Here is a 24,103-nt window from a genome sequence, read left to right as displayed (position 1 = left end):
CTGTTTTTCAAAATAATTATAATTCTGACCACCACCCCCTCTTTTTTCAGATAAGCACCCTATTGCTACGGACATCTGCCAACTTGGACCACCGACCTCCAGTAAAATAATTGAATCCCATCTTAGTTGACGTGACAAAAAAGAGACCCCGTCTCTGGTTCCTGTTGGGAACCCTAGATGAAGTCTCTTAAATGATCACAACTAATGGTCTTCGCCACCCTATCAAGGGTCAGCCACTACGTAAACCTCAAGCAGTCCCACTAGTTGCCTAAATTCATTAACATGACCGAACAAGTCACCAATTTGTTCCTCGTGCTTACTTAACGCGTGCCAAGAAGTAGCGCTTCTTCCCACGACGAACAATAACGAACTTCCCATCAAAGTGACTTGCAGGATCGATAACGGCATCCACATCCGTCACTTTGTCACCGTTGATGCGAATAGCGCCGTTATTGATATCCTCACGAGCCTGACGCCGCGAAGATTCGATGTTGGTCACATCTACCAGCCATTCAACAATATTACGTGGTTCGGTCGTGACATCAACCGAAGGCATGTTCTTGAAGCCCTGTTCGATCTCACTGGCCGATAATGCTGAAACGTCCCCAGAGAATAATGCCTTAGAGATATTCTCTGCTTCTGTCACCGCCGCATCCCCGTGAACAAAACTAGTCACTTCTTGTGCGAGCCGACGTTGGGCTTCGCGTTTTTCTGGCTGAGTGCCCACTTTCTGCTCAAGGTCATCAATTTCTTCCTTATTAAGGAAGGTAAAGTACTTGAGATACTTCACAACATCGCGATCATCTTGGTTAAGCCAAATTGGTAGAATTCATAAGGAGACGTTTTTTCTGGATCTAGCCAAACTGCGCCGCCAGCCGTTTTTCCGAACTTGGTTCCATCAGCCTTAAGCATCAATGGAATGGTAAGCCCGTATGCTTTAGCCTCGCTGCCCTCGATCTTATGAATCAAATCGATACCAGCTGTAATGTTTCCCCACTGGTCGGCACCACCGATTTGAACCTGCACATCTTCGTGTTGATATAGGTGCAGAAAATCAACAGATTGTAGGATCTGGTAAGTAAATTCCGTAAATGAAATTCCAACTTCCAACCGTGAAGCAACGACTTCTTTAGCCAGCATGTTGTTCACATTGAACAGCTTCCCGTAGTCGCGGAGGAAATCTAGCAGTGACATCTTCGACAACCATTCATAGTTATTAACGATTTTGAAGCTGCCATCTTGACCGAAAAGGTGTTCCATTTGGGCAGTGATCGCATCTTCATTGTGGTGCACCTGGTCCATCGTTTGAAGGACCCGTTCAGACTTCTTACCACTTGGATCCCCAATCGACCCTGTCCCACCACCAATAACGATGACAGGTTTATGACCTGCTAACTGGAACCGTTTTAAGATCATGAATGGGATCAAATGCCCGATGTGCATGGAATCCCCAGTTGGATCAATGCCGACGTACAAGCCGACTGCCTTTTCCTTAACTAAATCGCTAAGCCCCGCCTCATCCGTTTGTTGGTTAATGGCGCCACGCCATTTTAATTCATCTAAAATTGTCACAAGTAGCCCTCCTTAAGACTAAAAAAAGTCCCCATTAGCACATTGCTAATAGGGACGAAATTAAATTCCGCGTTACCACCCAAGTTATTGTGTCTATTATATAGTAGAAACAATCTCTCGACATGAATAACGGCATGACCCGCTAGGTTGACCTAGTCTCGCTCCACAGTGTACTTCGGTCGTTGCGACGCTTGGCTCGCAGCTCCCGCCAAGTCTCTCACTTACCCGTTCATCAACGTCCTACTTGCTGTTTCATTGCTGATATTAATCATACAAATGAAACACTAAAAAGTCAATGCACCATTATACCCACTAGATATGCTACATTATGGGTAAGGAAATGGAGGTGTGCCCTTGATCTGGGTATTTTTGACGCTCCTGTTATTGTCAGGAGGACTAACATTATTTAACCCGACGCAGTTAATCTACTGGCTAGCAGACGGCACCTGGATGATCTGCTGTGTCATTGCGCGTATTGTGCCGCAAAAATTGGCCGTCTATATGGCAATCCTGGCCCTGATTGCAAGTCTCACTACTGTCTGGCAAGCGCGCGCCCTGACACATGGCCCGACCTATCATAAACGGTTTTGGTTGTCCTTGGTCATTCTTATTGGACTCATCAATCTTTTAATTGTCCCAAGCTACATGGCGAGTCGCACTCTATGGGGCAGCATCTTATTCTGGTTTGGCATTGTGTGGTTGACCTTCCTATTACTAATGGCAACCTATTTTTCTCTCACCAGCTACCATCTGAGACATCAGGCAACCAAGAGCCGGCTGATTATTGTTTTAGGTGCACAGGTCACGGTACGTGGTCTATCACGCACATTAAAACGGCGCTTGGATCGCGTTCTAGCAGTTTATAATACCGAAACAGTCCCGCCACGCATTATCGTCAGTGGTGGTCAAGGCATAGATGAACCACAATCTGAAGCACATGCGATGGCGGCCTACCTGATTCAGCATGGCGTCCTAGCTGACCATATTCAATTAGAAGATCACGCCACTTCAACCCAGGAAAACTTTAAATTCAGTCGTCACTTGCTGCCCAGCACAGTTCCGTCTCGAACGGCATTCGCAACAAGCAACTATCATGTCACACGCAGTAAACTACTGGCGCACAACAGCGGGTTTAAAACTATCGGTGTTTTAGCTGCGCCAACCAGTGCTATCAGTCTGTTTTCTGCAACTCTACGTGAACTCGTTGCCCTCACCTATTACTACCGCTACTACCTGGCTGCAATTTGGGGCGTAGCTGGGGCGCTAATCGCTTTAAATCTGGTCTATCCCATTAGTTTTTGATTGCTTAAACTGTAAAAATAATCCTATGTTCCCCGTGTCGTTAGCATTTTCATAGTCGTTTAAATTCACAATCCTTTTTACACAACTGTAAATAAAAATGAAAATCTTTTACATTCCGGCTTGTTTTTCGGTTCGGTTTCTAATATAATAATGTCGTTGACAAGAAGAACACACAAAAACGAAACGAGGAGTTTTTCTAATGAAATTAGGTTTAATCGGATTAGGAAAAATGGGTATCCATTTAGCCCAAAACATGCTTCGTCACGATAACGAAGTCGTTGGTTTTGATCTTGATTCAAAGTTAGTTGAAGAAGCAGCCACTTACGGTGCCGCTACTGCAACCAGTTTGGAAGACATGGTTAGCCAATTACCATCACCAAAGATTGTTTGGATCATGGTACCAGCTGGCAAACCAACTGATGCTACTGTTGATCAATTAGCTGATGCTTTAAACGAAGGCGACATTGTTATCGATGGTGGGAACACATTCTGGAAAGACTCTCTACGTCACAACCGTCTTTTGACGGAAAAGGGCGTTCACTACTTTGACTGTGGGTCATCAGGCGGTTGGAGCGGTGCCCTGAACGGTGGGAACTTCATGATCGGTGGCGACGACGCTGCTGAATTCGAAGTTATCCGTCCCCTGTTCGAAGACATTTCACAAAAAGACGGTTACCTTTACACCGGTAAAGCCGGTTCAGGTCACTACTTGAAGATGGTCCACAACGGTATTGAATACGGAATGATGGAAGCCATCGGTGAAGGGTTCGAAGTGTTACAAGCTTCTGACTTTGACTACGACAACGAAGCCGTTGCGAAGGTTTGGAACCACGGCTCAGTTATCCGTAGCTGGCTGATCGAATTGGCTGAAGAAGCCTTTGCTAAGGATGCCAACTTGGACAAGATCAAAGGTCGCATGCACTCAAACGGTGAAGGTCAATGGACTGTCGAAGACGCCATGGCTCATGGTGTTCCAACGCCAGTTATCTCTGACGCCGTTCAAGTTCGTTTCCGTTCAATGCAAGATGACACCTTTAACGGTAAAGTTGTTTCAGCTTTACGTAACGGTTTTGGTGGCCACGCAATGGATAAGAACTAATCCCTTAAATATAGCAATTAAGAGACGTCGCATCCGCGACGTCTTTTTTGTGCCACGACGGCATAAAAAAGGACCCGATCAGCTTTTCTGATGCGCGTCCTTTTTTATTATATTTAAGATTGGGACATATGGGTTTCCTTGCGTAACGTCCAAGCCAGCCTCAGTCGATGATAGCTCATGGCAATCTGTACTGGGATGATCAAGCCCGCTACCCACTGGATTTCCCAGTGATTTAAAATGGGAACCATTGCGACGGCATCCAGCACCATTTTATGCATGTACATAATCGCACTCGAGTACCAGCCAAACGGCAGCAACCATTTGAAGAGTCCCCCTACCCGCATCATCCAATCACTGATCATAAAGATCATGAAACAGACGATCAACGGGATAAACAACCCCAAGAATGAATTTGCAATGTTGTGTGATTTTAAATAAAGACTAAACCGTAAAATACCGCGGTATTTATAGATGATCAAAATGGCATAGATGGCCATTGTTGCCGCAATAAAGTAGTTCTTATGCGGAATCTTATTATAGTACTTAAACCCGTAGTACCCGCAGAGCATATATAGCGTCGTCAGCAAGACAATATCAGCGTCCCACGGCACGTACTTATACTGGAAAAATTCCATGTGCTTATACGTCATCCCGGTCATATAGAGTGTCATTGCGATGAAGAACTGAGCGGGCACCGAATCGACCCACGTGATGATCAATTCCACCACAATGACTGTCAAAATGTAAACCGTCATAAACCAAAAAAATGGACAGGTCATGATTCAACGTCCGGCCACCATACACCAACCGGACAAAGTAGAATAACGTGTATTTCCAACTGTGTCCTCTAATAAAGTGACTAATTAGTATCAGAATACTTCCTGCAAGAAAGTAAGATTTTAGGTTGGGCACGATCCGCTTTTTAAAGAAAGCCCGGAAGCCAGCCCACGTTTTTGTCAGCGGCTTTAAGAAAAAGCCCCCAATTATAAAGAATAGCGGCATATGCCACCAATAAATCACTGAAAATAGCGTACTCATCTTGGGGTCCGCTACCAAGGGATGAATGGCATGACCAAGTACAACGGCAATCATCGATTGCCTTGGCCATGTCGACCCATTCAGCGCGTTTTGCCATCAATTCTCATCCTTTCACCACAGGTTCTCTTGCTCTATTTTACCTAAAATTCTGAAAAAAGGAGCCATGTTACACAAACGTAATTAAAAGTGAGTGGAAAAGTAATCAGAGCGTGAGGGAAAGCGCTTAGAGGGCGGAGCATAAGCCAACTCTGACAGAAATTCCTGAACCTGGAATTTTTGTCAGAGTTGGCTTATGCAGGAGCCTCTGCCTTCCCGAACGCGTTTCCACTATGTAAGGGAAAAATCTCGTCGCAAGCAACTCGCTGAAAACTAAATTCCGGTAAATGGTCCTGGAATTTGTGGCTGAAGTCGTTTAGGTGCAACCTCTTGCCTTCCCGAACGCGTTTCAACTTTGTAAGGGGAAAATTTCGTCGCAAGCAGCTCGCTGAAAACAGGTCCAACAACGGAATCTGGAATTTTTGTCAGAGCTGGCCTATGCAGGAGTCCTCGTCCCTCCTAAGCACATCCCAATTCGAACTCCCACCAAAATTCCGCATCAATGCCCAAATCAAACGCCTGCCCCACCACAAGTCAAAACGCAACGACCGTCTCGAAGGCCGCGTTTGGACTATTCCTGATGGGGCAATGTATGCAATAATAGAGACACTATTGCAGACTTGGAGAGATCATGGTGAAAAAGCTTTATGAAAAAACGCCGGTGTGGGTGGCGTACACAATTTTATTTGCAGCAATCGTTACCGTTACTTTCGGTACCTTGCATCAGTCGGGAGCCACAACGATTTGGAATTTAGACGGAATTGCCCAGCACTATCCAATTCTCAGGGAATTCTATCGGATCTTGCATGGCACGACACATCAGTCACTCTTTAGCTGGTCGTGGAATTTAGGATTGGGTGCCAATCAGATGACCACCTTTGCCTACTATGTTGTGGGTGATCCGTTCAGCTATCTCATTGCGCTGTTTTCCGCGGATAAAATTGAATTTGGTTACTGGATGCTAACGCTGCTGCGCTTGTATGTCGTCGGCCTGTCCTTTATGGCATTAGCTAAGCAACTACGATTAAAGCGTGCCGGCACGCTCTTTGGCAGTCTCATTTATACGTTTAACGGGTTCACATTTTACGTCAGTTTTCACCACCCATTCTTCTTACTACCACTGATCTTCTTTCCACTTCTTTGTCTGTTCATCGACCGGATCTATCATGGCCACTCATCTCTCGGGCTGACCATTGTCACCGCACTGGCACTGGTCAGCAACCTGTACTTTGCGTACGTTTTAGCCATTGGCGCCTTTATCTTCGCCATTGTGCGCTATTTTGAACTGCGCCAAAAACACGTTCTGAACCGTTCCATCATCCGCACCATCGGAACTTTTCTTCTGGCACTCATCGGTGCGCTGCTACTTGCCAGTGTCATCCTGATTCCTGTGATTATCTCAATGCTGCATTCCTCTCGTTCTGGCGCCGCAATCTTTGCGAACGGCCTGACGACTTACCCCGCACTCTACTATTTGCGGTTACCAGCCGCCCTGATCAATGCAAACGGGACAGTCTATTACTGGACGATCCTAGGTCTTAGCGGCATCACGCTGATGGCCATTATCTGGACGATGCGCCGATTTAAACGTTATTGGGCACTCAACACGCTCATTATCCTCACCGCGGTAGGCCTTCTTTTGCCACAGATTGCGGCAATTATGAACGTCATGAGTACCCCATCAAATAGGTGGCTCCTACTGGCACAACTGTTATTTGCCATTGTCTCCGCCGTCTTCATCGACCGCCTGTCCGAATTGACTGTCCGTGATTTTTATTGGTTTATGGGCAGTGCCATCGCGCTTGCCCTCGGATTCTGGTGTGCTAACGGATTTATCTTTAAAACGGGCTCCCACTTTTTCATGAGTTTCGGTCTGTTTCTGACCGTGCTACTGATTATCGCAGTCGCACTGCTAAAGCCGTTGCCGGCCACCCAATTAAAGTCGCTGTTACTCCTAGTAATCACCATCAATCTGATGAACACAGGTCTCGGTTTTTACAGCAGCAACTACAGTGATGCGCCGAAAAACGAGGTGCAAACGGGCACAGCTGCCCAATGGACGACGGATTTCTTTGACAAGGCCGACCAATATCTCAAAAAAATGGATCACACATTTTATCGTACTGCAACTTCAAGCGATTACTATACGACACCAACGGTTGGCAACAATATCAGCATGCTGCTTGGAACGCATAGTATTAGTTCGTATTACTCCGTTCAAAGCGGTTATGTGGATGCCTTTAATCGTGAACTCGGCAACGCGCAAACAGCGATGAATAACCCAACGGGGAACGCCGATAATCGCACGACGATGCTGAATCTCTTAGGCGTTAAGTACCTATTTACTCGGCAAGATGATTGGACATCTCACGCGCCGCATCCATACGGGTTCAACGCTATTAAAACAAAGAACGGTCAGCCAAAACTATTCGCTGACCACCCCGTGTATCAACTCGGTAATGGGACCGGCACCATTTTGCTCAAAAACAAGAATGCGTTGCCACTCGCCTATCTGCAATCAAAACAGCTCAACAAGAAGGCGTTTAACCGGCTCTCTCAGCCTGATAAAGAACAAGCGCTTTTGACTGGCGCCCAAACTGATAACCCAGTATCAGGCATCGGCCAAGTCACACCAAAAAAATCAGCAAAACTGTTCCCTACTCTGTCACCACAACGAGTCTGCCCGTGACGACCCTGCAACAGGCCATCGGCTACCGACTGGATAATAACGTGAATCAATCGCTCTCTGCAAAACATGTTAAAAATGCGGATCAGCTGACGCCCAAGGAAGCTGCCCAATACGCTGCTGCAACTAATCTGACGCACCCATCGAAAACAGTAACCAATTTACTGAAACAAAATCAGCAACTGATCACCAAAAATCAAAAGGCGAATCAAAGCGGACTGACCACCATGACAAGTGACCTGCTGGGCCAGCGTCAAACGTACCAGCTCACCCTGAAACAGCCTCAAAGATATAAAAATTGTGAATTATACGTCGAGCTCTCTGGAATCAAGGCCTCATTTGCATCAACGAGCGACCGGCAGACACTCGCTAGCAACCGTTACAAAATGGCTGGGACGCCCTTTACAAAGAGCCAACGTTTAAATTCATGGCGAACGATCGTCAAGTCCCCCTTCTTTGACAGTTATGATCTGACAGTATCTGCCAACCATACGAAAACTGACTTTACCCAGCTTGGCATCAACAATATGTCTGACTATGAGCCAAAGCATCAACTGCTACTTAATATGGGCTACTCAACCCGCTTGCGCAAAACAATTTCCCTGTCGTTTACCAATGCCAAGCAGCTGCATTTTAAACGGGTTCGGATCATTGCGGTGCCATTTGGTCGGCAGTACCGTCAGGAAACGACCCACTTGCAAAGACAGGCACTGAACCATCTAACAGTCACAAATAACCATGTGTCTGGCACCAGTTCAACTGATAAACCAACGATCCTAACCACTTCCATTCCCTATTCTAGCGTTGGCACCTCACTGTTGACGGGCGGGCAACAACAACCCAGCAAGTCAATAGTGGGTTCGTTGGCGCGAGAATTCCGGCTGGTCGCCACCGGATCAAGTTGACCTACACGACCCCCGGATTAAAGATTGGTTTCATTGCGACACTCATTGGCGTTTTCTTTCTTGCCGGCTCATCATCTGGGTCATTTTCAGACGACGAACCCTGTCGAAAGCCGCTTAATTTGGTACAATGAACAGGAAAGCATTGATGAGACACACTAGATGAGGAGCGCTTGATCATGAAAACAATTACTGCCTACTTTGTCCGTCACGGACAGACCATGTTAAACCATTACAATAAAGTTCAGGGTTGGATCGACTCACCCTTAACGGAACAGGGAATCGCGGATGCTGACCGTGCTGGCCAGCAATTGAAGGCCTTAAATTTTAACGCAGCCTATAGCTCAGATTCAGGCCGTGCCATTGAAACGGCAAGTCACATTTTGAAGGCTAATCCAGAAAACATTAACATCATCAGCTACCAGTACCCTGAATTCCGGGAACAGTGCCACGGTTACTTTGAAGGCAACGATCTGAACCAGATGTGGCAGTTCGTTGGTGAACAGGTCAACCTAACCTCGGAATCCGCAGTCCTCGGTACTTACGGATTGGAAAAAGCCCGCGATTTAATTCATAAAGCCGACCTTTACGGTGAAGCTGAATCCAACGATATGTTTTGGACCCGATTAGACCGCGGCTTTGATAAACTGCGCGATAACAGCCAGGATGGCGACGTTGCGCTGGTGGTTTCTCACGGGATGACGATTCGGTCAATCGTTGACCGCTACGCACCCGAACTTGACACCGGAATCGCCACGATCAACGGCAGTATTACCAAACTGACGATCACGGATGACGACATCCACGTGGACTTCTTTAACAAGATCGACTACGTTGCTCAATAGAAACGCAAAAAATACCCAGTTGATTGCACACGAGCTACCTTGCTCGTTCTGCAATCAACTGGGTATTTTCTATCGTTATACTTCAATCGCATTTGGAATAACTGTCACACTCTGCATTCGCACCACGACGCGCCTGTGAGCTCAATGACTTTCCAGCGGTCTTCAATGTGGTGATCGATAATTTTAACCATCACGGAACGTTCATAAATTTTTTCGATTTGGCCGACAAAGGACTGTTTGAGATTACCGTTTGGTTGACAATTGACAAGATCGTTAACTTTAAGCATGACAAGGACCTCCTTTAGGTCAGTGAATTTAATTAATGCTGATTTCGATGACGCGACGGTGTGTCGTCTTGGCACTGAAGAATATGCATGATCCGAGCATCGCATTTTGCGACGATGAGACAGTACTGGTGAGCCTCAACGACACGGCGATCTTTAAAATGGAAATTCATGACCTCCACGACAAGCCGGTCAGAAAAAACGCGTTGCACCCTGCCAATAAAGCTGGCATGCATCTCATGATTTTGTTGGCATTTTACTAAACTGCCGCGTTTAAATGTCTGCTCAGAATGACTCATGTTATCACCCGTCCTTTCGATATTTATATATTATCCTAACTATAAGAATTGTTTGAGAATAATGTATGAAGTTTGTGTGAAAATTATTAAAGTGTTGTTTAATTAAAATTATTAGCATTAGAGAATCAGTCCGTTGCATTACGTAATTTGACACGGGTTAAGCATCACAATTGCGTTAAAACTAGTTCTCAGAGAATCCGCCCTCGACAGCTAGTAAGCTATTAACAGCAATGCTTCTCATAACGTGTTAGTCACTAGTAACGATTAATATAGAAGTTTCGTGATGCCACTTTTGAAGACTTATTAATTTTGATGGCAACTACCAGAATCATAGCGTAGTGGAACCGTTCGGCATTGCAAACTGCGACCCGACCTCAGCCTGCAGGGCCGAACCGTGGAACAAAGCGACATTAAAACGCTACTTTGAATCACCCAACAATATAAAGACCCATTAAATTTGCCCTCTGTACTATCTAAATTGTTAATTCACTGTAATTTAAGTCTCAGTGCACACACAAAAAAGACCATTAAGTTCATATTGTAGAACTTAATGGTCTTTTTATGATTGTGGCTGTTCGATTACTTTAAATTAGCTTCCAAATAGGTTGCCAAGACTTTCCCCATCTTTTCGTAACTGGCTGCAGTTGGGTGCAAGCGGTTATCGCCGAAGAAGGTTAGGCGTGAATCATCCGTTGGCAAGAACTCACTTTCGTAGTCAGCCCAGTTGAACACTTTAACATTGTGCTTTTCGTAGACTGCCTTTTCAGTATCACGGACGTCGCCTAACGTGTAAGCGTGGTCCTTATACAAGGTGCTGCCAGCATTCACGTAGGTGTTGGTGTCTGGATCTAATACGTAACAGTCCATTGGCAGGATGCCGACAATCTGTGCATCCGGATACTTCGTTTGTGATTCGGTCAGATCAGCATCCAAAACGGACTGGATCTTCGCTAACGACAACACGTGGAAGTAATCGTTGACACCGTATGCAATGGTGATAACGTCGGTATTCTTAAAACTATGTTTTTCGATATTGTACGTCAGATCCAGGTTAGTATCCCCTGTCACTTCACCGTTGTTTTCACCGTAGTTGGTAACGCTCATGCCCATGTCGGTCCCGGTCACTTCAGGGTATGGATTAGCAGCGTAGTCGCTTCCAGTCCAGCCCTTAGTAATTGAATCGCCCAAACTTGCCATGGTCATTTGACGAATCCACTTTGAGTAGACCCAGCCCTTGACCGTTGGCTTGTTAGCAACCTGCACATAATCGTACTTCATACCATTCTTTAACGTTTCCTGCTTGGTGACCAGCAACGTTTTGTTGGTATAATTCTTGAGCCAATGCGTCTTCTTCGCATTTTTGTTCGACAGATATGGGTAGTTCCAAATTGCCGTTGTCATCGTTGTTGGGTCCTTAACGGAAACAACACGTGCGCGTTCACTAAGCTTGGTCGTGGTCTTTACAGCGTAATTCTTATCGACCTTGGCCGCACTTGCCTGACTACTGATGGTGAAGAGCAGCAACCCAGCCATTGCACCGCCGAGAACTGCTTTAATAAAATGATGTCTTGAGTTTACCAACTCACGTACCCCTATAATTCCATTCAATAGTAACAATTATAGCCCACCAATACCGCAAATAATGGGTTCGTAATCATTTTGTCGTTGGAATTTAATATTAAACGGGGCGTGGTGTGTTTAAAAAGCGTAATAAGTGGCTCAACCGCATTCCAAAGCGCCGATCGGTCACTTCTTTTGCAGTCTGGTCTAATGCAATGGCCGTGCCGGTAACCGCCCGTCTCACAGACTGGTCAAACGATAAGCCGGTTGCCAGGCTGCCGCTCAGCACCGCCGTAAAGACATCCCCGCTGCCATAAAAGTGGCCGGGACGTTTACGCGTATCGATCACATGGTCGGTGCCATGGGCGAACCACATTGTCCGCACTTGATCACCAACAGTGATACCCGTCACGACCACTTTCAGATCAGGATTGCCCCCCTGCCAAAGTTGGTCAACGGCAGTCCGCACTTGTTGGCGCGTGGCGCTTGCCACCGGTGTTTGGCCAATAAGGAGTTGTAATTCCGTCCAGTTAGGCGTGATGATACTGGCCTCCGTCACTAACGTCTGCATCTGTACCACGTAATCGGCTGGAAACCCCGGGTACAAAACCCCATCGTCTGCCATCACGGGATCGAGGACCAACCACGATAGCTTCCGAGTGCGCAAATAGCGTTTAAGCGTCGTCACTAGGGTTGCATCCCCCAAGTATCCGATTAGCCCAGCCTGGGGCCGAATACCAACCTGGGTCCAATGCGCAAGAACAGCCTCCAGCCAGTTAGCCGAAGACTGTTTTGCGGGCGTATCAAAGCCCTCTGTTTGCGTCGATAATAACTGTGTCGGTACTAATGCCGTCGCAACGTCACAGGCCGCTAAAATTGGCCCGGCAACACCAAGCGACATACTGCCGACTGCGGAAAGATCCTCCGCTACAAGGAATGGCCGGTCACCTGTCATCTCTGCCATTATGAATCCAATAAGTGCGGCAGCCGGTTCTCCAACGGGATCGAAACGAAGTAGGCGACGACCCCATCCAGAATTCCCTGAATAAAGTTCGTTGGCACGCCGATCAGTCCGACTGAAACGTGGTACAACAATGAATCAGCGACAAAGTACCCGGCAACCATCACAACGGTACCAACGACCATCGCAACGATCTTCATGCCGCGAGACTTGCCGGCGCCGATCCAGCCGGCCACAAAGCCTTCCAACCCATGAACGATCAGTGAAAAGAACATGTATTGCGAATAGCCGGAGATCAGGTCCAGTAAGAAGCCGCTTAAGCCCCCAACGATAGCCCCCTGTTTTCGGCCTAACAAGAGTGCCGCAATAAAGATACCTGCATCGCACAGGTTAACGTTTCCGTGGGTCATCGGCACCGGAATTAAGAAGAACCGGGAAATAACAACGGTGACAGCCACAAGCATTGCGAGATAAACAACCTCGCGGGTAGATGTTCCTTTATGATTACTCAAGCGAAACCCCTCTTTACACAATAAATTTTAATCATTTTAACATATTTAGTGAAGCAACTGATAATAGCATAACGACTGATTTCATTGCAATTGATGAACATCTGTCAACAATTTAAAAAAAACGAATTCTCATAAAAATGTCAAAATAATCCACTAAGAGTAACTTAGCATGCCCATTATCAGTTCGACAACAACCAATTGGCTTGAAATCATCCCAACCAATTTAAATCCACAGTCATCATAAAACTACGAGCGTCATCACACAACACTGCCGACGCCCAATTCCGCTCAAAACTCGTGCTGCGCACAAAAAAACGTCCCTCATGGATAACCATTATCCATAAGGAACGTTAAAGGACGCACAATAATATCAAAAAGAATGACTAATTTTCAGCAGTCTTCTCTTCTTCATCCTTCTTAGCACGCAGTTTCTTTTCCAATTCAGCAACGATCTTCTTGTGGCGGTCTTCAGTCAGACTAACCTTGAAGAAGTAGATCAACGCCGCAATCACGATCAGAATGACAGGTGCGTAGAACATAAATGATTTAAAGACCATCAGCTGGTGAGCTGAAACGCCACCGGCTTTGGCAGCCCCAACCATCCCTGAGTGGACGGCTGCTAGGGCAACAATGCCGTTAGCGAAGGCACCAGCCAATTTATCGATCAACGGACGGACGGCAAGGTAACTGATTCGTTACGTGTACCGTTCTTCCATTGCCCATATTCAACGGCATCCGTAATGGTCATCAAAGCGGCCAAGAAGATCATTGGGTATGGGAAGAAGAAGATGGCAATGGCGATCATAACAGCAACACTGTTTGTACCGGCAAATAAGAAGACGGCGTAACCAATGATCATCATGACGATCCCACCAACGTAAATGGCCTTCCGATGAACCTTGGCAACGATGGTTGGGAACAGTGAAACGGAGATAACCCCGAGAATCGCCATTAACCAACCAGCATAGGTAAATTGTTTTGCGGCGCCCATGACGTAGGTGAAGTAGTACAGCAACAGTGAGTTGGTAACAACGTAGCCTAGGGCAAAGAAGAAGTATGATACGGCTAACCACATCAATTGATCGTTCTTACCTAAGGCTTTGAAGATCCCAATAACACTAGTTTTTTCAGTATCTTCACGAATCAACGTCTTAGATTCTTTAGTCCCTAACGTAGTGGCCAAGGCCACTAAGAAGGAAACAGCAGCGATGACAACCGCGAAACCGACCCACCCAGCGTGAGTTTCAGTTCCGTTCTTTGCACCTGAGAAGATGCTTGAGAACCAAACGACCAATGGCACGATCGCAATCGGCACTGCTTGGGCACCAATCGTTGAGCCTAAACGACCGATCGTCCCGAACTTAGCCCGGACATCTTCTTCAGTACTCAAAGCAGGTAACATTGACCAGAAGGAAATATCTTTAAAGGAATAGAAGATATCCAAAACAACGTAGGTCAGACCGAACAAAACGAGGTATAACGTTGGGTTCGACGTGGTCAGCCCGCCAAAGTCAGTGAAGATGATGATCAGCATGATCGAACTGATGGTGGCACCAGTCATCAACCATGGTTTGAACTTGCCCCAGCGGGTATCCGTGTTATCAACCGCCCCACCGATCATTGGGTCAAAGGCAATTTCGATGATCCGAATGACCATCATCATCGTGGAAACCATGTAGATCATATGCGAGTTAAACGCCTTGTTAGACGTATCAAAAATCTGACTCGTAATGAAAATCATTAAATAAGTGCTCAATGTGGCGTAGAACGCGTCATGACCGAAGGCCCCTAACGCGTAGGACGTATACTGTTTAACGTGTTTCATAAATGCGACAGCCCCTTAGTATAAATACAATGAATTAATAACGCCGTTCGATGATCTTGTTCAAGATTGCGTTACGTTCCTCAGCCTTAGCAACGTCAAAGCGAGTCTCTTCAAGATCGTTAAAATCTTGAGCCAGTAAAACAGCTTCAAGGTATAACGTGAGTTGGCGTTTGATGTAAACTTTATCTTCTTCGTCGTCCTTCTTGGGATTCCCACCCAAAACGGCTTCGGCGAACGCTTTAACGTCTAACGTGATCTTATCGTTTTTGTCTGCCATAAGAATTACCTCCCACTCTCAAATTTTTGAAGCAATCAACCAACTTGCCAAGTTCGGCAACCAGCAATTCACAAACATCACTATTTCTTTTGTGAAGTACATTTTTAATGTAAGCCCTTACATTTTTGATGTAACCAAGAAAGCCATTTTGTGAAATTCTGTTGCCTTAAAACTCTTCCTTATTTTAGCACAAACTTTTCTGATTGAAAACGCTTACTAAAAATTTCAATAAAATTTTACTAAGAAATTTAGTTAAAGTTTTCCTTGGATCGGTTCAACCACGGGGATTGGGCTTTCTTTAGGGAAGAATTGAAGAAAAGGAAAAATTTAAGTGCGTGAAGCAGGACGTTTAGGGGAAAGAGGACGCAACTTGCCTTGCAGAACACGTTTCCACTATGGGGTCTAAAATAGCGTACCAAGCCCGTTTTGTCGTTAACACGACATCAACCTCCCCTCTCGATTAAACAGGCTTACACTGTAAAAAAATTCTGCCTTCTACCTCGGATCTTGAATCATTTTCAGTTTGGTCGCCCAGTATGAAACTGCCTGACTAATTCGCAAGAAAGTGATTGATTCTGACATTTTTTGTTGTGCTGTTACTTATTTTTTTATCTAAAAAGGCACCGCCTTTAGTGGCTGTGCCTTTTTTGGTGTTTAACAATTGTTCCAGGATCATTCTCATTCAGGGATATGCGACGTGGGTCTTGGCCTCGTAGCGTAACGTGTTCCGCAAGGCAAGGGGCGGCCATGTAACGGACTCTGGCAAAAAAGTCAGACCCGGACTTTTCTGCCAGAGTCCGTTACATTCTGCCCCTTAACCGCCTTGCTCCACACTCTCTACCACCCAATCTCTCCCGCATTCTCCGGCAAACTCAACTTGCCGGCAGCGAAATCTTTAAAGGCCTGATTCAAAATGGTAAACGCCTTTTCCAGTTGCTCATCCGTGATGACCAATGGTGGCTGGAACCGCAGCACGTTTGTTTTTAGACTGATAATAATGGCGCCCAACTCAAAGACACGGTAGATGATCTTAGTTGTAGCATCCGCATCTGGTTCACCCGTTTCTGGGTCAATGATATCAATCCCACCATTTAACCCATACATCCGAATATCGCCAATAAACGGAAACTTCTCGCGATCATCGTGGAAGAATTTATCCGCCCGCTGACCTAGTTTGGCACTGCGGTCGATCAAGTGTTCATCCTCGATGACGTCAATCGTTGCCATTGCTGCGGCGGTTGTGACCGGGTTACCCGCTGTCGTAAAGAGGTGACCAGGGGCACCGAGTGAATCCATGATCTCCTGACGGCCGATCACAGCACTAAGCGGCAATCCTGAGGCCAAGGATTTTCCAACTGACATTAGGTCTGGTTCCAAGCCAAAATTTTCGATGGACCACCACTTACCGGTTCGGCCCATGCCTTGATTGACCTCATCAACAGCAAATAGGATACCGTTATCGTGGGCAAATTGGTAAATTTTTTCCATAAACTTCTGCGGTGCCTTAACGATCCCCCGTCACCCTGAATGGGTTCGATGAGAATTGCCGCCGTTTCTTCAGCAGGCAGATACGTTTCAAACGGTAATTTAAATGCAGCAAACATCCGGTCAACAAATGCGTCGTCGGTTTCGTCGGTCAATCGCTTCCAGGGGTCAGGAAACGGCACCTTAACCACGCCTGGCAACATTGGGCCAATCTTTCGACTCATGTTTAAACTGACCGCAGAGAGCGTCTGTGAGCCGTATGTGGACCCATGGTAGGCCCCGGTAAAGCTCACAATGTTTGGTCGTCCGGTATACGCGCGGGCGAACTTAATAATGGCATCATTTGCGTCAGAACCCGAATTGCCCCACGCAAGGGCTTTGGGGCCGCTGATCGGCGCTAAGGCTGCCAATCTTGGCGCAAGTTTAGCTTCATTTTCAGTCGCAAAGTAAGCGGCAGTGTATTGGATCAAGCGCGCTGCCTGATCTTGAATTGCTTTAACAACGTGAGGATGGGCGTGGCCCGTGTTGGTGGACGATGCACTGGCAAGCAAGTCAATGTAGTCGTTGCCATCAACGTCCGTGACCACGGCGCCCTTCCCCGATCGAATGACAATATTGTAGTACTTCACCCGAGCAGCCCGGGAAAAGGCTGGGGCTTCATTGGCTAACAGACGTTCATTATCACCCATTATTGTTCCTCCTCTAGACATCCTCTAATCAAGGCACACCCCTATTTCTTATTCAGATAGGAGTGCCGCATCCCGTAAGCCATGTAAACGAACAGGCCAACGATAAACCAGATCAGCGCGTAAAGTTTGGCATCGATATCAAGGCCCCAGAACACAAGCAAGGCACCCAAGAAGGCCAGTGCAGGCATGACGGGATACCACGCATCTTGAAGGCAGGATCTGGAATGTCCTTACCTTCACGCGGCCGCAGCCGGTAAATGCCAAGGGAAACGAACATAAACGCAATCAGCGTCCCTGCAGAGATCAGTTGTGACAGGAAGGCAAATGGGAACAGTGACCCAACGATCACAGCAACGACCGTCAACACGATCAACGCATGGTTTGGCAGATTATTCTTATCCAATTGACCGAGCCATTTTGGCAACATGCCATCACGCCCGAAGGAATAGATCAGCCGTGAACCGGCCAGCATCATCCCGATAAGGGCGGTAAACATCCCAACAACCGCAATCCCTTGAACGACGGTAGCGACGATTTCGTGACCGGATTGACGCAGTGCCCAGCCAACGGGTTCCGCGTTGTTGGCATAATCCGAATATTTAAACATCCCAACCAGCACAAGCGCAACGCCGACAAAGAGCACAACGGCAATCAGGAGTGAACCCAAGATACCTCGTGGCATGGTCTTTTGCGGATCCTTCGCTTCAGCCGAGTTCGCGGCAACGGAATCAAAACCAATATAGGAAAGGAAAATCATTGAGACGCCGGCGTAGATTCCTTGCCAGCCCCCGAATTGATTACCGTCAGCGCTCACGTGGTGTGCCGGAATAAATGGCACGTAGTTTGAGGCGTGGATGGTAGTTGCACCCACAACGATAAAGGTCAAAACGGCGAGGACTTTCAAGGTCACCAGGATGTTTTGCACCCGGGCAGCAGTTGAGACCCCGCGGGATAGCAATAGACCAACCAGGACGATAACGACGACGGCGGTAATATCGATCACCCCGCCGTCCGTCCCAAACGGATTTGCCAAGGCTTTGGGATAGGTAATTCCCAGCGGCTCGATCAAGCCCCTAAAGTTAGCGGATAACCCGGACCCAACAAAGGCAACGGCAATAAAGTATTCAGCAAGCAGTGCCCAGCCGGCGATCCAACCAAACCCTTCACCAAACACAACGTTGATCCACGAATAAGCAGATCCGGCAAACGGCATTGCGGCTGACATTTCAGCGTAAGCAAAGGCCACCAGCCCAGCAACCACCGCAGCTGCCAAGAAAGACAGCGCAACCGCTGGACCGGCATGTTGCGCGGCAACAACACCAGGTAGCGTAAAGATCGAGGTGGACACGATGGTGCCGACCCCTAAAGCAAGGATGTCTTTGACACCCAGCACACGTGCCATATGAGAATCCTTGTCCTGATAGACGTTTGGATCCTCTTTACGCACAAAATTACTAATAAAGCTCATTCAAATTCCTCCCGAGGATAGCTTGACGCTATGTATAACTAATCAAAACAACCAACAACATTAGAAATAAATGAGTATATTTTAACAAGAATTTTAAATTCATGCAATACCTGACCAAATATGCAAACGGAAAAATGAGCATTTAACACCGTTTCCTGCTAGGATAAAGATAGTTCTGAATTTTTTAATGATTGAGGTGAATTATGGGATATTTATTACAGTTACGTCAATTTGTCGGTCATCGGCCACTTATTTCAACCGGCGCGGCAACATTGGTGTATAATTCAAAAAACCAACTCCTTCTGGTATACCGGACGGACACCCACCTCTGGGGACTGCCCTCCGGTTCCAAGGAATTAAATGAAGCATTGGAAACGACCGCGATTCGTGAAGTTGCTGAAGAAACCGGTATTCGTATTTCGGCACCCACGTTTAAAACACTACTCAGCGGTCCCCAAATGCAATTTAAGTATCCCAACGGCGACCAAATCGATGCCGTTATCGTCGTTTATCAGGCGACGGCCACTGACCAGCCCCTGCTACCACAGGCCGGTGAAACGGAACGCGTTCGTTATTTTTCATTGAACGCCTTACCAGCACCTGACCAGCTCACAGGTTTTCGGCAGCCATCCTAAAGGCCGCCGCCCTCATCGAACCATCGTCATGATCTAACAAAGGAAGGGTTTAATTTGAAAACTGTAACCATTAATAACCAAGTCGTACCAGCCATCGGGATCGGCACGTGGCACATGGGCGATGACCCCGCTATCGAAAAACAGGAAATTAATGCCATCCGTGCCGGCCTTAATGCCGGTGCCAAAGTTATCGACACCGCAGAAATGTACGGGTCGGGCGCAGTGGAAACACTAGTTGGCAAAGCGATCCAGGGTTATGACCGCGACCACCTGTACCTGATTTCAAAAGTGCTGCCAAATAATATCGCAAAAACAATTGAAGCCCACCTGGATGACAGTCTCAAGCGTCTTGGTACCGACTACGTTGACCTCTACCTCTATCACTGGCGTGGTGGGGCGCCGTTGATTGAAACGGTCACTGAGCTTGAGCGGATGCAGATCAAGGGCAAAATTAAAGCTTGGGGCGTTTCGAACTTCGATATCGACGACATGACTGAACTATGGGACCTGCCGATCGGTAACAAAGTCGCCGCTAACGAAGACCTGTATAACCTCGGCAGCCGGGGAATCGAATATAGTCTTCTGGGTTGGCAGACTGATCACAACGTGCCCATGATTGCTTACAGCCCGGTTGGCAATGCCGATTCACTAGGAGCCAATATGACTGGCAACGCAAACGTCCTGAAGGTCGCCGCTGCGCACAATGCGACAGCTTACCAGATCATTCTTGCCTGGGCCATTCACCGGCCACAAGTGCTCGCCATTCCAAAAACGGCTCAGCCGGAGCACATGACAGACAACGTTGCTGCAATGGATATCACACTGAGTAAGGCAGAATTGGCGTTGTTGGATGTGGCATTTCCGGCGCCGACTCGGAAACTGCCATTGGATATTTTATGATGAATTCAAAAAAGTACCTACTATTGACCGCTCATTGGTCATTAGTGGGTACTTTTTCATGATTGAAATGGTCTTTTTTTATCGTCTCTTGAATTCCAGAAAGTAGAAGATTGTATATAAGAGGACTATGGCAACTTATGTCGTCGCTTTCTTGGCAACCGTGCCGAAACGAGTTGAACACAAGCGGACTATGTTACAACATTATTGCCCTGCTTTCTTGGCAACCGTGCCGAAACGAGTTACACCAAAAAGACTTGCACACAAACGGACCATCTCACCTAATGTCGTCACTTTCTTGACAACCGTGCCGAAACGAGTTACACAAACCAAAGACTTGCACAGAAGCGGACTATGTTACAAAATCCAAACCCGGGATTTTATAACATAGTCCGCTTCTGCTCCAGTCTTTAACCGATTTGTTCCACTCTCTACTTCGTCTCCGTAGTATTAATCACCGGCTGGGTTCCACGTTCGGAAATAATCGTCACCATCACATTATTGATCAGCTGCAATTTTCGGTCATCTGACAATTCTAAGTCTGTATCTTCTTGCAGCTTGCGGATGGCGTCCTCCGTTATGGACACCGCACCGTCGACAATGATCTTTCGAGCTGACAGAATTGCTGCCGACTGTTGTCGCTGCAACATCGCACTGGCAATTTCAGTTGCGTAGGCCAAGTGCGTCAATCTCGTTTCAATGACCTTAACACCAGCGATATCCAACCGTGACTGCAATTCCTCAGTCAGCTGATTAGAGACCTCAGTCGGATTGCTCCGCAAGGTGACGGTTTCACTTTCATCAAACGCATCGTACGGAAATTCTGATGCCATGTGACGAATGGCCGATTCGCTTTGAATCTCCACAAACTGCTCATAATCGTCCACGTCAAACAGCGCTTTGCTAGTATCCACGACCTTAAATACGATTACAGCCGCAATTTCCACCGGGTTCCCGCGCAGATCGTTCACCTTCAGCAAACTACTATTAAAGTTTCTGACCCGCAATGATACCGGTGTCTTATTGGTCAGCGGAATCGTCATAAACAATCCCGCTTGTCGAATGGTGCCGACATACTGACCAAAAAACGTCAGTGCCTTCGCTTCATTCGGTGCAATAATGGTCAGTGAACTGCCAGCAATCAGCGCAACAATGATCAAAAGGACACCAATAACGACCGACGCAATTGTTTGCAGCCAAATGCATCAACCGCCCAAAAGCAGCAGTGCGATGGCGATAATCAACCCTAAATACCCATTTACGTGAAAGACTGTTTTTTCAGTCATTTGAAACCCCTCACTTTCCCACAATTCGTTAAACTAATGCTTAGTATTAGAACTGTTTAACGATCATGATGAAACGGCTTATAGAAAAGGGCTGATGCTGAAACGTACCCTTCTGTCTTCCTTCATGCTCTATTATAAGGCAGTCAAGATAACGTTTCATTGAAATCGATTCCAACTTTTATTAAAAAATTGAGTGTTTTTACTTTGACTTTGTCAAAAATTAGTTATAATTATGTATGAGCCGGGACTATGGAGTACTGCTCCCCCTACCCGTTCGGTTATTAATGACCCTGGTGGTAACACCATCGGTCCGCAGCAACTCCCCCTCCATAACAACCGGTTCTACCTTGCCGCCTGACCCTACTATCAGGCGGTTTTTTTGTAGAGTGTGGAAGCAGGCGGTTAGAGGGCGGAGCATAAGCTAACTCTGGCATAAATGCCTGAACTTGGCATTTGTGCCAGAGTTGGCTTATGCAGTAGCCTCTGCCTGCTGGAACACGTTTCGGCTATATAAAATAGACGCACTAGGTACCGCAAACCTTTATTACATATTAGCTCAAAGAGTGCGAAACCAGGGGCGGTTAAAGGGTGGAGCATAAGGGACTTTGACCAGAAATTCCTGGTCTTGGAATTTGTGGTCGAAGTCCCTTAGGTGCAACCCTTTGCCTCGTGTAGCACGTTTCGGCTATATAGGGGAAATGCACTATAATATGGTTAATTATCGAAGGATAAAAAAGTGCGGAAAAAAGCGTTTAGGGGGCGGAGCACGTTACCGCTATATAAAATAGATACACTATGTACTAAACCTTCATTAAACATAACAGCAAAAACTGCGAAACCAGAAGCGGATAAAGGGTGGCGCCTAAAAAATCACGCTCCGCTCCATCCCATAAACCCATCAACCACCACACCAAGCCCACCTCATTCCAAACAATCGCCCCCAACACCCAAAAAAATACATAACAAAAAAAGTACAAAACAGTCGTTCAATAAGTTTTCATCCGATAAATGAGTTATACTAGACCTATCAAATGATAAATGAGGTGGGCCATATGGCAGAAAAAACTTTCACAGTAGAAGAACTCAAACAATTTGATGGTCAAGACGGCCACAAGGCATACGTTGCCGTTGAAGGCGTTGTTTATGACGTCACCGGTGTGGAAGCCTGGCAAGCAGGCAAACATCATGCAACTTAGCGGGCCAAGACCTCACTGATGCCATTTCCCAAGCACCACATGGTAAAGCTGTCTTAGGATCACTCCCGGTTGTCGGAAAATTAGCTTAGATGACGTTAAAGCCACTGACCATTTGCGCCAGTGGCTTTTTTATTGTCTTAATAGACGGCTGTTCACGAAAGCCTTATCAATAGCGTTTTGTCAACTATCATGCTACACTCGTCCCAAACAAAGGGAGGGTTCATTATGAACATCAACAAACTGGTCGTCCTGGGTGGCGGCGTATTAGGGTCTCAAATTGCTTATCAGTCAGCTTATTCCGGCATTCCAACTGTAATTTACGATATTTCGGACGATGCCGTGGACGCCGCAAAACTTCGGGTGGCCACCTACCTGCTCAGTTTCAACGCGATCTCAACGCGACTGATACCGCATTGGAAGAAGCCGCTTCACGGTTAACCTACACTAGTGATATCGCAAAGGCTGGCCTCAACGCCGATGTCATCATTGAAGCTGTGCCGGAACAGCCGGCCATCAAGGAAAGCGTTTATGATCAGCTTAAGCCACTGATTACCGCGGACACACTGCTGCTCACCAATTCTTCAACTCTGTTGCCTAGCGAACTGATCAAATACGCGCCTAATCCAGCGCGCTTTTTAGCCATGCATTTTGCCAATCAAATTTGGATCCACAACGTTGCTGAAATTATGTGGGCTGAAGGCACGCCAACTCAGGCAATTGACGATGCGGTTGATGTTGCTAAACAACTGCAAATGATTCCGATCAAGATACAAAAAGAAGTGTCAGGTTACGTCATGAATTCGATTTTTCTGCCAATGATCTACGCTGCCCTATTTCTTTGGGCCGATGGCAATTCAGACCCGCACTCGATCGACAAAGACTGGATGGTCAGCATGGGCGTTGACCGTGGGCCGTTTGGCTTTCTAGACCTCATGGGGTTGCGAACAGCTGTCAACATTGCCAAAGGCTTCTACCAGCAGACAAATGATGAGCGTTATCAGCTCGTCGCCGACAAACTACAATCGGAATATGTTAACCATAATAAGCTCGGAGCAGAAACCGGTGAGGGCTTCTATACCTACCCCGATCCAGCCTATACTAACCCAGCATTTATAACAGCATAGTCCAATACCAAAAGGCTCACACCCGAATTCAATCTGAATTCCAGCGTGAGCCTTTTGACGTCAAT

The 24,103-nt window shown here is 46.7% G+C and carries 17 protein-coding genes, 7 pseudogenes and 1 other annotated feature; of the genes and pseudogenes, 12 read left to right on the top strand and 12 right to left on the bottom strand.

Going from position 1 to position 24,103, the window contains the following annotated elements:
• Positions 1-316 precede the first annotated feature (316 nt).
• A pseudogene (gene tyrS / locus JCM11969_RS10560) lies at positions 317-1,572 on the bottom strand (tyrosine--tRNA ligase).
• Between the two features lie 47 nt (positions 1,573-1,619).
• Positions 1,620-1,837: a binding site (T-box leader), on the bottom strand.
• Between the two features lie 89 nt (positions 1,838-1,926).
• Between tyrS and JCM11969_RS10555 the strand changes: the two are divergent.
• Complete coding sequence (locus JCM11969_RS10555; RefSeq protein WP_054711112.1) at positions 1,927-2,874, top strand: YdcF family protein; 948 nt, start codon at positions 1,927-1,929, stop codon at positions 2,872-2,874.
• 199 nt (positions 2,875-3,073) lie between these two features.
• Entirely contained in the window at positions 3,074-3,973 is a 900-nt protein-coding gene (gene gnd / locus JCM11969_RS10550) for a phosphogluconate dehydrogenase (NAD(+)-dependent, decarboxylating) (RefSeq protein ID WP_054711110.1), read from the top strand.
• Positions 3,974-4,086: 113 nt separating this feature from the next.
• Here gnd and JCM11969_RS10545 read toward each other — a convergent pair whose 3' ends face one another.
• Entirely contained in the window at positions 4,087-4,752 is a 666-nt protein-coding gene (locus JCM11969_RS10545) for a hypothetical protein (RefSeq protein WP_054711108.1), read from the bottom strand.
• Positions 4,753-4,837: 85 nt separating this feature from the next.
• Positions 4,838-5,011, bottom strand: a pseudogene (locus JCM11969_RS20445) (acyltransferase family protein); the annotation flags it as partial.
• Positions 5,012-5,738: 727 nt separating this feature from the next.
• On the opposite strand from JCM11969_RS20445, the gene JCM11969_RS10535 reads away from it, so the two are divergent.
• The 4 genes and pseudogenes from JCM11969_RS10535 to JCM11969_RS10525 all read left to right on the top strand — a co-directional run bounded on the left by JCM11969_RS10535 (position 5,739) and on the right by JCM11969_RS10525 (position 9,540).
• A complete protein-coding gene (locus JCM11969_RS10535) occupies positions 5,739-7,796 on the top strand; it encodes a YfhO family protein (protein WP_082409299.1) in 2,058 nt (685 codons plus the stop codon).
• On the top strand, positions 7,793-8,698 hold the full coding sequence (locus JCM11969_RS10530; protein ID WP_054711101.1) for a YfhO family protein: 906 nt from the start codon (positions 7,793-7,795) through the stop codon (positions 8,696-8,698). Before JCM11969_RS10535 ends, JCM11969_RS10530 begins: the two co-directional genes overlap by 4 nt.
• Positions 8,659-8,829, top strand: a pseudogene (locus JCM11969_RS20440) (hypothetical protein); the annotation flags it as partial. The gene JCM11969_RS10530 and the pseudogene JCM11969_RS20440, both read left to right, overlap by 40 nt.
• A 45-nt stretch (positions 8,830-8,874) precedes the next feature.
• Positions 8,875-9,540 carry a histidine phosphatase family protein gene (locus JCM11969_RS10525; protein WP_054711099.1) on the top strand — a complete coding sequence of 222 codons (666 nt, stop codon included), beginning with the start codon at positions 8,875-8,877 and terminating at the stop codon, positions 9,538-9,540.
• Between the two features lie 104 nt (positions 9,541-9,644).
• Here the strand turns inward: JCM11969_RS10525 and JCM11969_RS10520 are convergent, their stop codons facing one another.
• Positions 9,645-9,827, bottom strand: coding sequence for a hypothetical protein (locus JCM11969_RS10520; RefSeq protein WP_054711097.1), 183 nt, complete (start codon positions 9,825-9,827; stop codon positions 9,645-9,647).
• A 68-nt stretch (positions 9,828-9,895) separates the two neighbouring features.
• Between JCM11969_RS10520 and JCM11969_RS10515 the strand changes: the two genes are divergently transcribed.
• Complete coding sequence (locus JCM11969_RS10515) at positions 9,896-10,087, top strand: hypothetical protein (protein ID WP_156319336.1); 192 nt, start codon at positions 9,896-9,898, stop codon at positions 10,085-10,087.
• 615 nt (positions 10,088-10,702) lie between these two features.
• On the opposite strand, the gene JCM11969_RS10510 is transcribed toward JCM11969_RS10515, so the two are convergent.
• From JCM11969_RS10510 to JCM11969_RS10480, 7 genes and pseudogenes are all read right to left on the bottom strand, one after another.
• Complete coding sequence (locus tag JCM11969_RS10510; RefSeq protein WP_054711093.1) at positions 10,703-11,704, bottom strand: SGNH/GDSL hydrolase family protein; 1,002 nt, start codon at positions 11,702-11,704, stop codon at positions 10,703-10,705.
• Positions 11,705-11,801: 97 nt separating this feature from the next.
• Positions 11,802-12,647 (bottom strand): PfkB family carbohydrate kinase, encoded by an 846-nt coding sequence (locus JCM11969_RS10505; protein WP_054711091.1) that lies wholly within the window; start codon positions 12,645-12,647, stop codon positions 11,802-11,804.
• Positions 12,647-13,156, bottom strand: coding sequence for an ECF transporter S component (locus JCM11969_RS10500; protein WP_054711089.1), 510 nt, complete (start codon positions 13,154-13,156; stop codon positions 12,647-12,649). Before JCM11969_RS10500 ends, JCM11969_RS10505 begins: the two co-directional genes overlap by 1 nt.
• A gap of 383 nt (positions 13,157-13,539) precedes the next feature.
• Positions 13,540-14,981 (bottom strand): annotated as a pseudogene (locus JCM11969_RS10495) (glycoside-pentoside-hexuronide (GPH):cation symporter).
• Positions 14,982-15,015: 34 nt separating this feature from the next.
• Positions 15,016-15,258 carry a hypothetical protein gene (locus JCM11969_RS10490; RefSeq protein ID WP_054711087.1) on the bottom strand — a complete coding sequence of 81 codons (243 nt, stop codon included), beginning with the start codon at positions 15,256-15,258 and terminating at the stop codon, positions 15,016-15,018.
• Between the two features lie 837 nt (positions 15,259-16,095).
• Positions 16,096-17,432, bottom strand: a pseudogene (locus JCM11969_RS10485) (aspartate aminotransferase family protein).
• 112 nt (positions 17,433-17,544) lie between these two features.
• Complete coding sequence (locus JCM11969_RS10480; RefSeq protein WP_369523226.1) at positions 17,545-18,900, bottom strand: APC family permease; 1,356 nt, start codon at positions 18,898-18,900, stop codon at positions 17,545-17,547.
• A 203-nt stretch (positions 18,901-19,103) separates the two neighbouring features.
• Between JCM11969_RS10480 and JCM11969_RS10475 the strand changes: the two genes are divergently transcribed.
• Together JCM11969_RS10475 and JCM11969_RS10470 are read left to right on the top strand one after the other, a co-directional pair.
• The gene (locus JCM11969_RS10475) at positions 19,104-19,535 is read left to right on the top strand and encodes an NUDIX hydrolase (RefSeq protein WP_054711085.1); all 432 of its coding nucleotides are present in this window, start codon (positions 19,104-19,106) and stop codon (positions 19,533-19,535) included.
• A gap of 54 nt (positions 19,536-19,589) precedes the next feature.
• Positions 19,590-20,435, top strand: a complete 846-nt coding sequence (locus tag JCM11969_RS10470; RefSeq protein WP_054711083.1) for an aldo/keto reductase — start codon at positions 19,590-19,592, stop codon at positions 20,433-20,435.
• Between the two features lie 428 nt (positions 20,436-20,863).
• Here the strand turns inward: JCM11969_RS10470 and JCM11969_RS10465 are convergent.
• Positions 20,864-21,718: pseudogene (locus tag JCM11969_RS10465) on the bottom strand (SPFH domain-containing protein).
• Between the two features lie 1,052 nt (positions 21,719-22,770).
• Between JCM11969_RS10465 and JCM11969_RS10460 the strand changes: the two are divergent.
• The 3 genes and pseudogenes from JCM11969_RS10460 (at position 22,771) to JCM11969_RS19935 (ending at position 24,038) form a co-directional block, all read left to right on the top strand.
• A pseudogene (locus tag JCM11969_RS10460) lies at positions 22,771-23,003 on the top strand (cytochrome b5 domain-containing protein).
• A gap of 136 nt (positions 23,004-23,139) precedes the next feature.
• Positions 23,140-23,352: a 3-hydroxyacyl-CoA dehydrogenase NAD-binding domain-containing protein gene (locus tag JCM11969_RS19940; protein WP_054711081.1), complete on the top strand. Its 213-nt coding sequence runs from the start codon at positions 23,140-23,142 to the stop codon at positions 23,350-23,352.
• Entirely contained in the window at positions 23,328-24,038 is a 711-nt protein-coding gene (locus JCM11969_RS19935) for a 3-hydroxyacyl-CoA dehydrogenase NAD-binding domain-containing protein (protein ID WP_054711079.1), read from the top strand. Before JCM11969_RS19940 ends, JCM11969_RS19935 begins: the two co-directional genes overlap by 25 nt.
• Positions 24,039-24,103 lie beyond the last annotated feature (65 nt).

The organism is Secundilactobacillus paracollinoides DSM 15502 = JCM 11969, assembly GCF_001311135.1.
Lineage (GTDB): Bacteria > Bacillota > Bacilli > Lactobacillales > Lactobacillaceae > Secundilactobacillus > Secundilactobacillus paracollinoides.
This window is presented reverse-complemented; position numbering and strand designations above follow the sequence as displayed.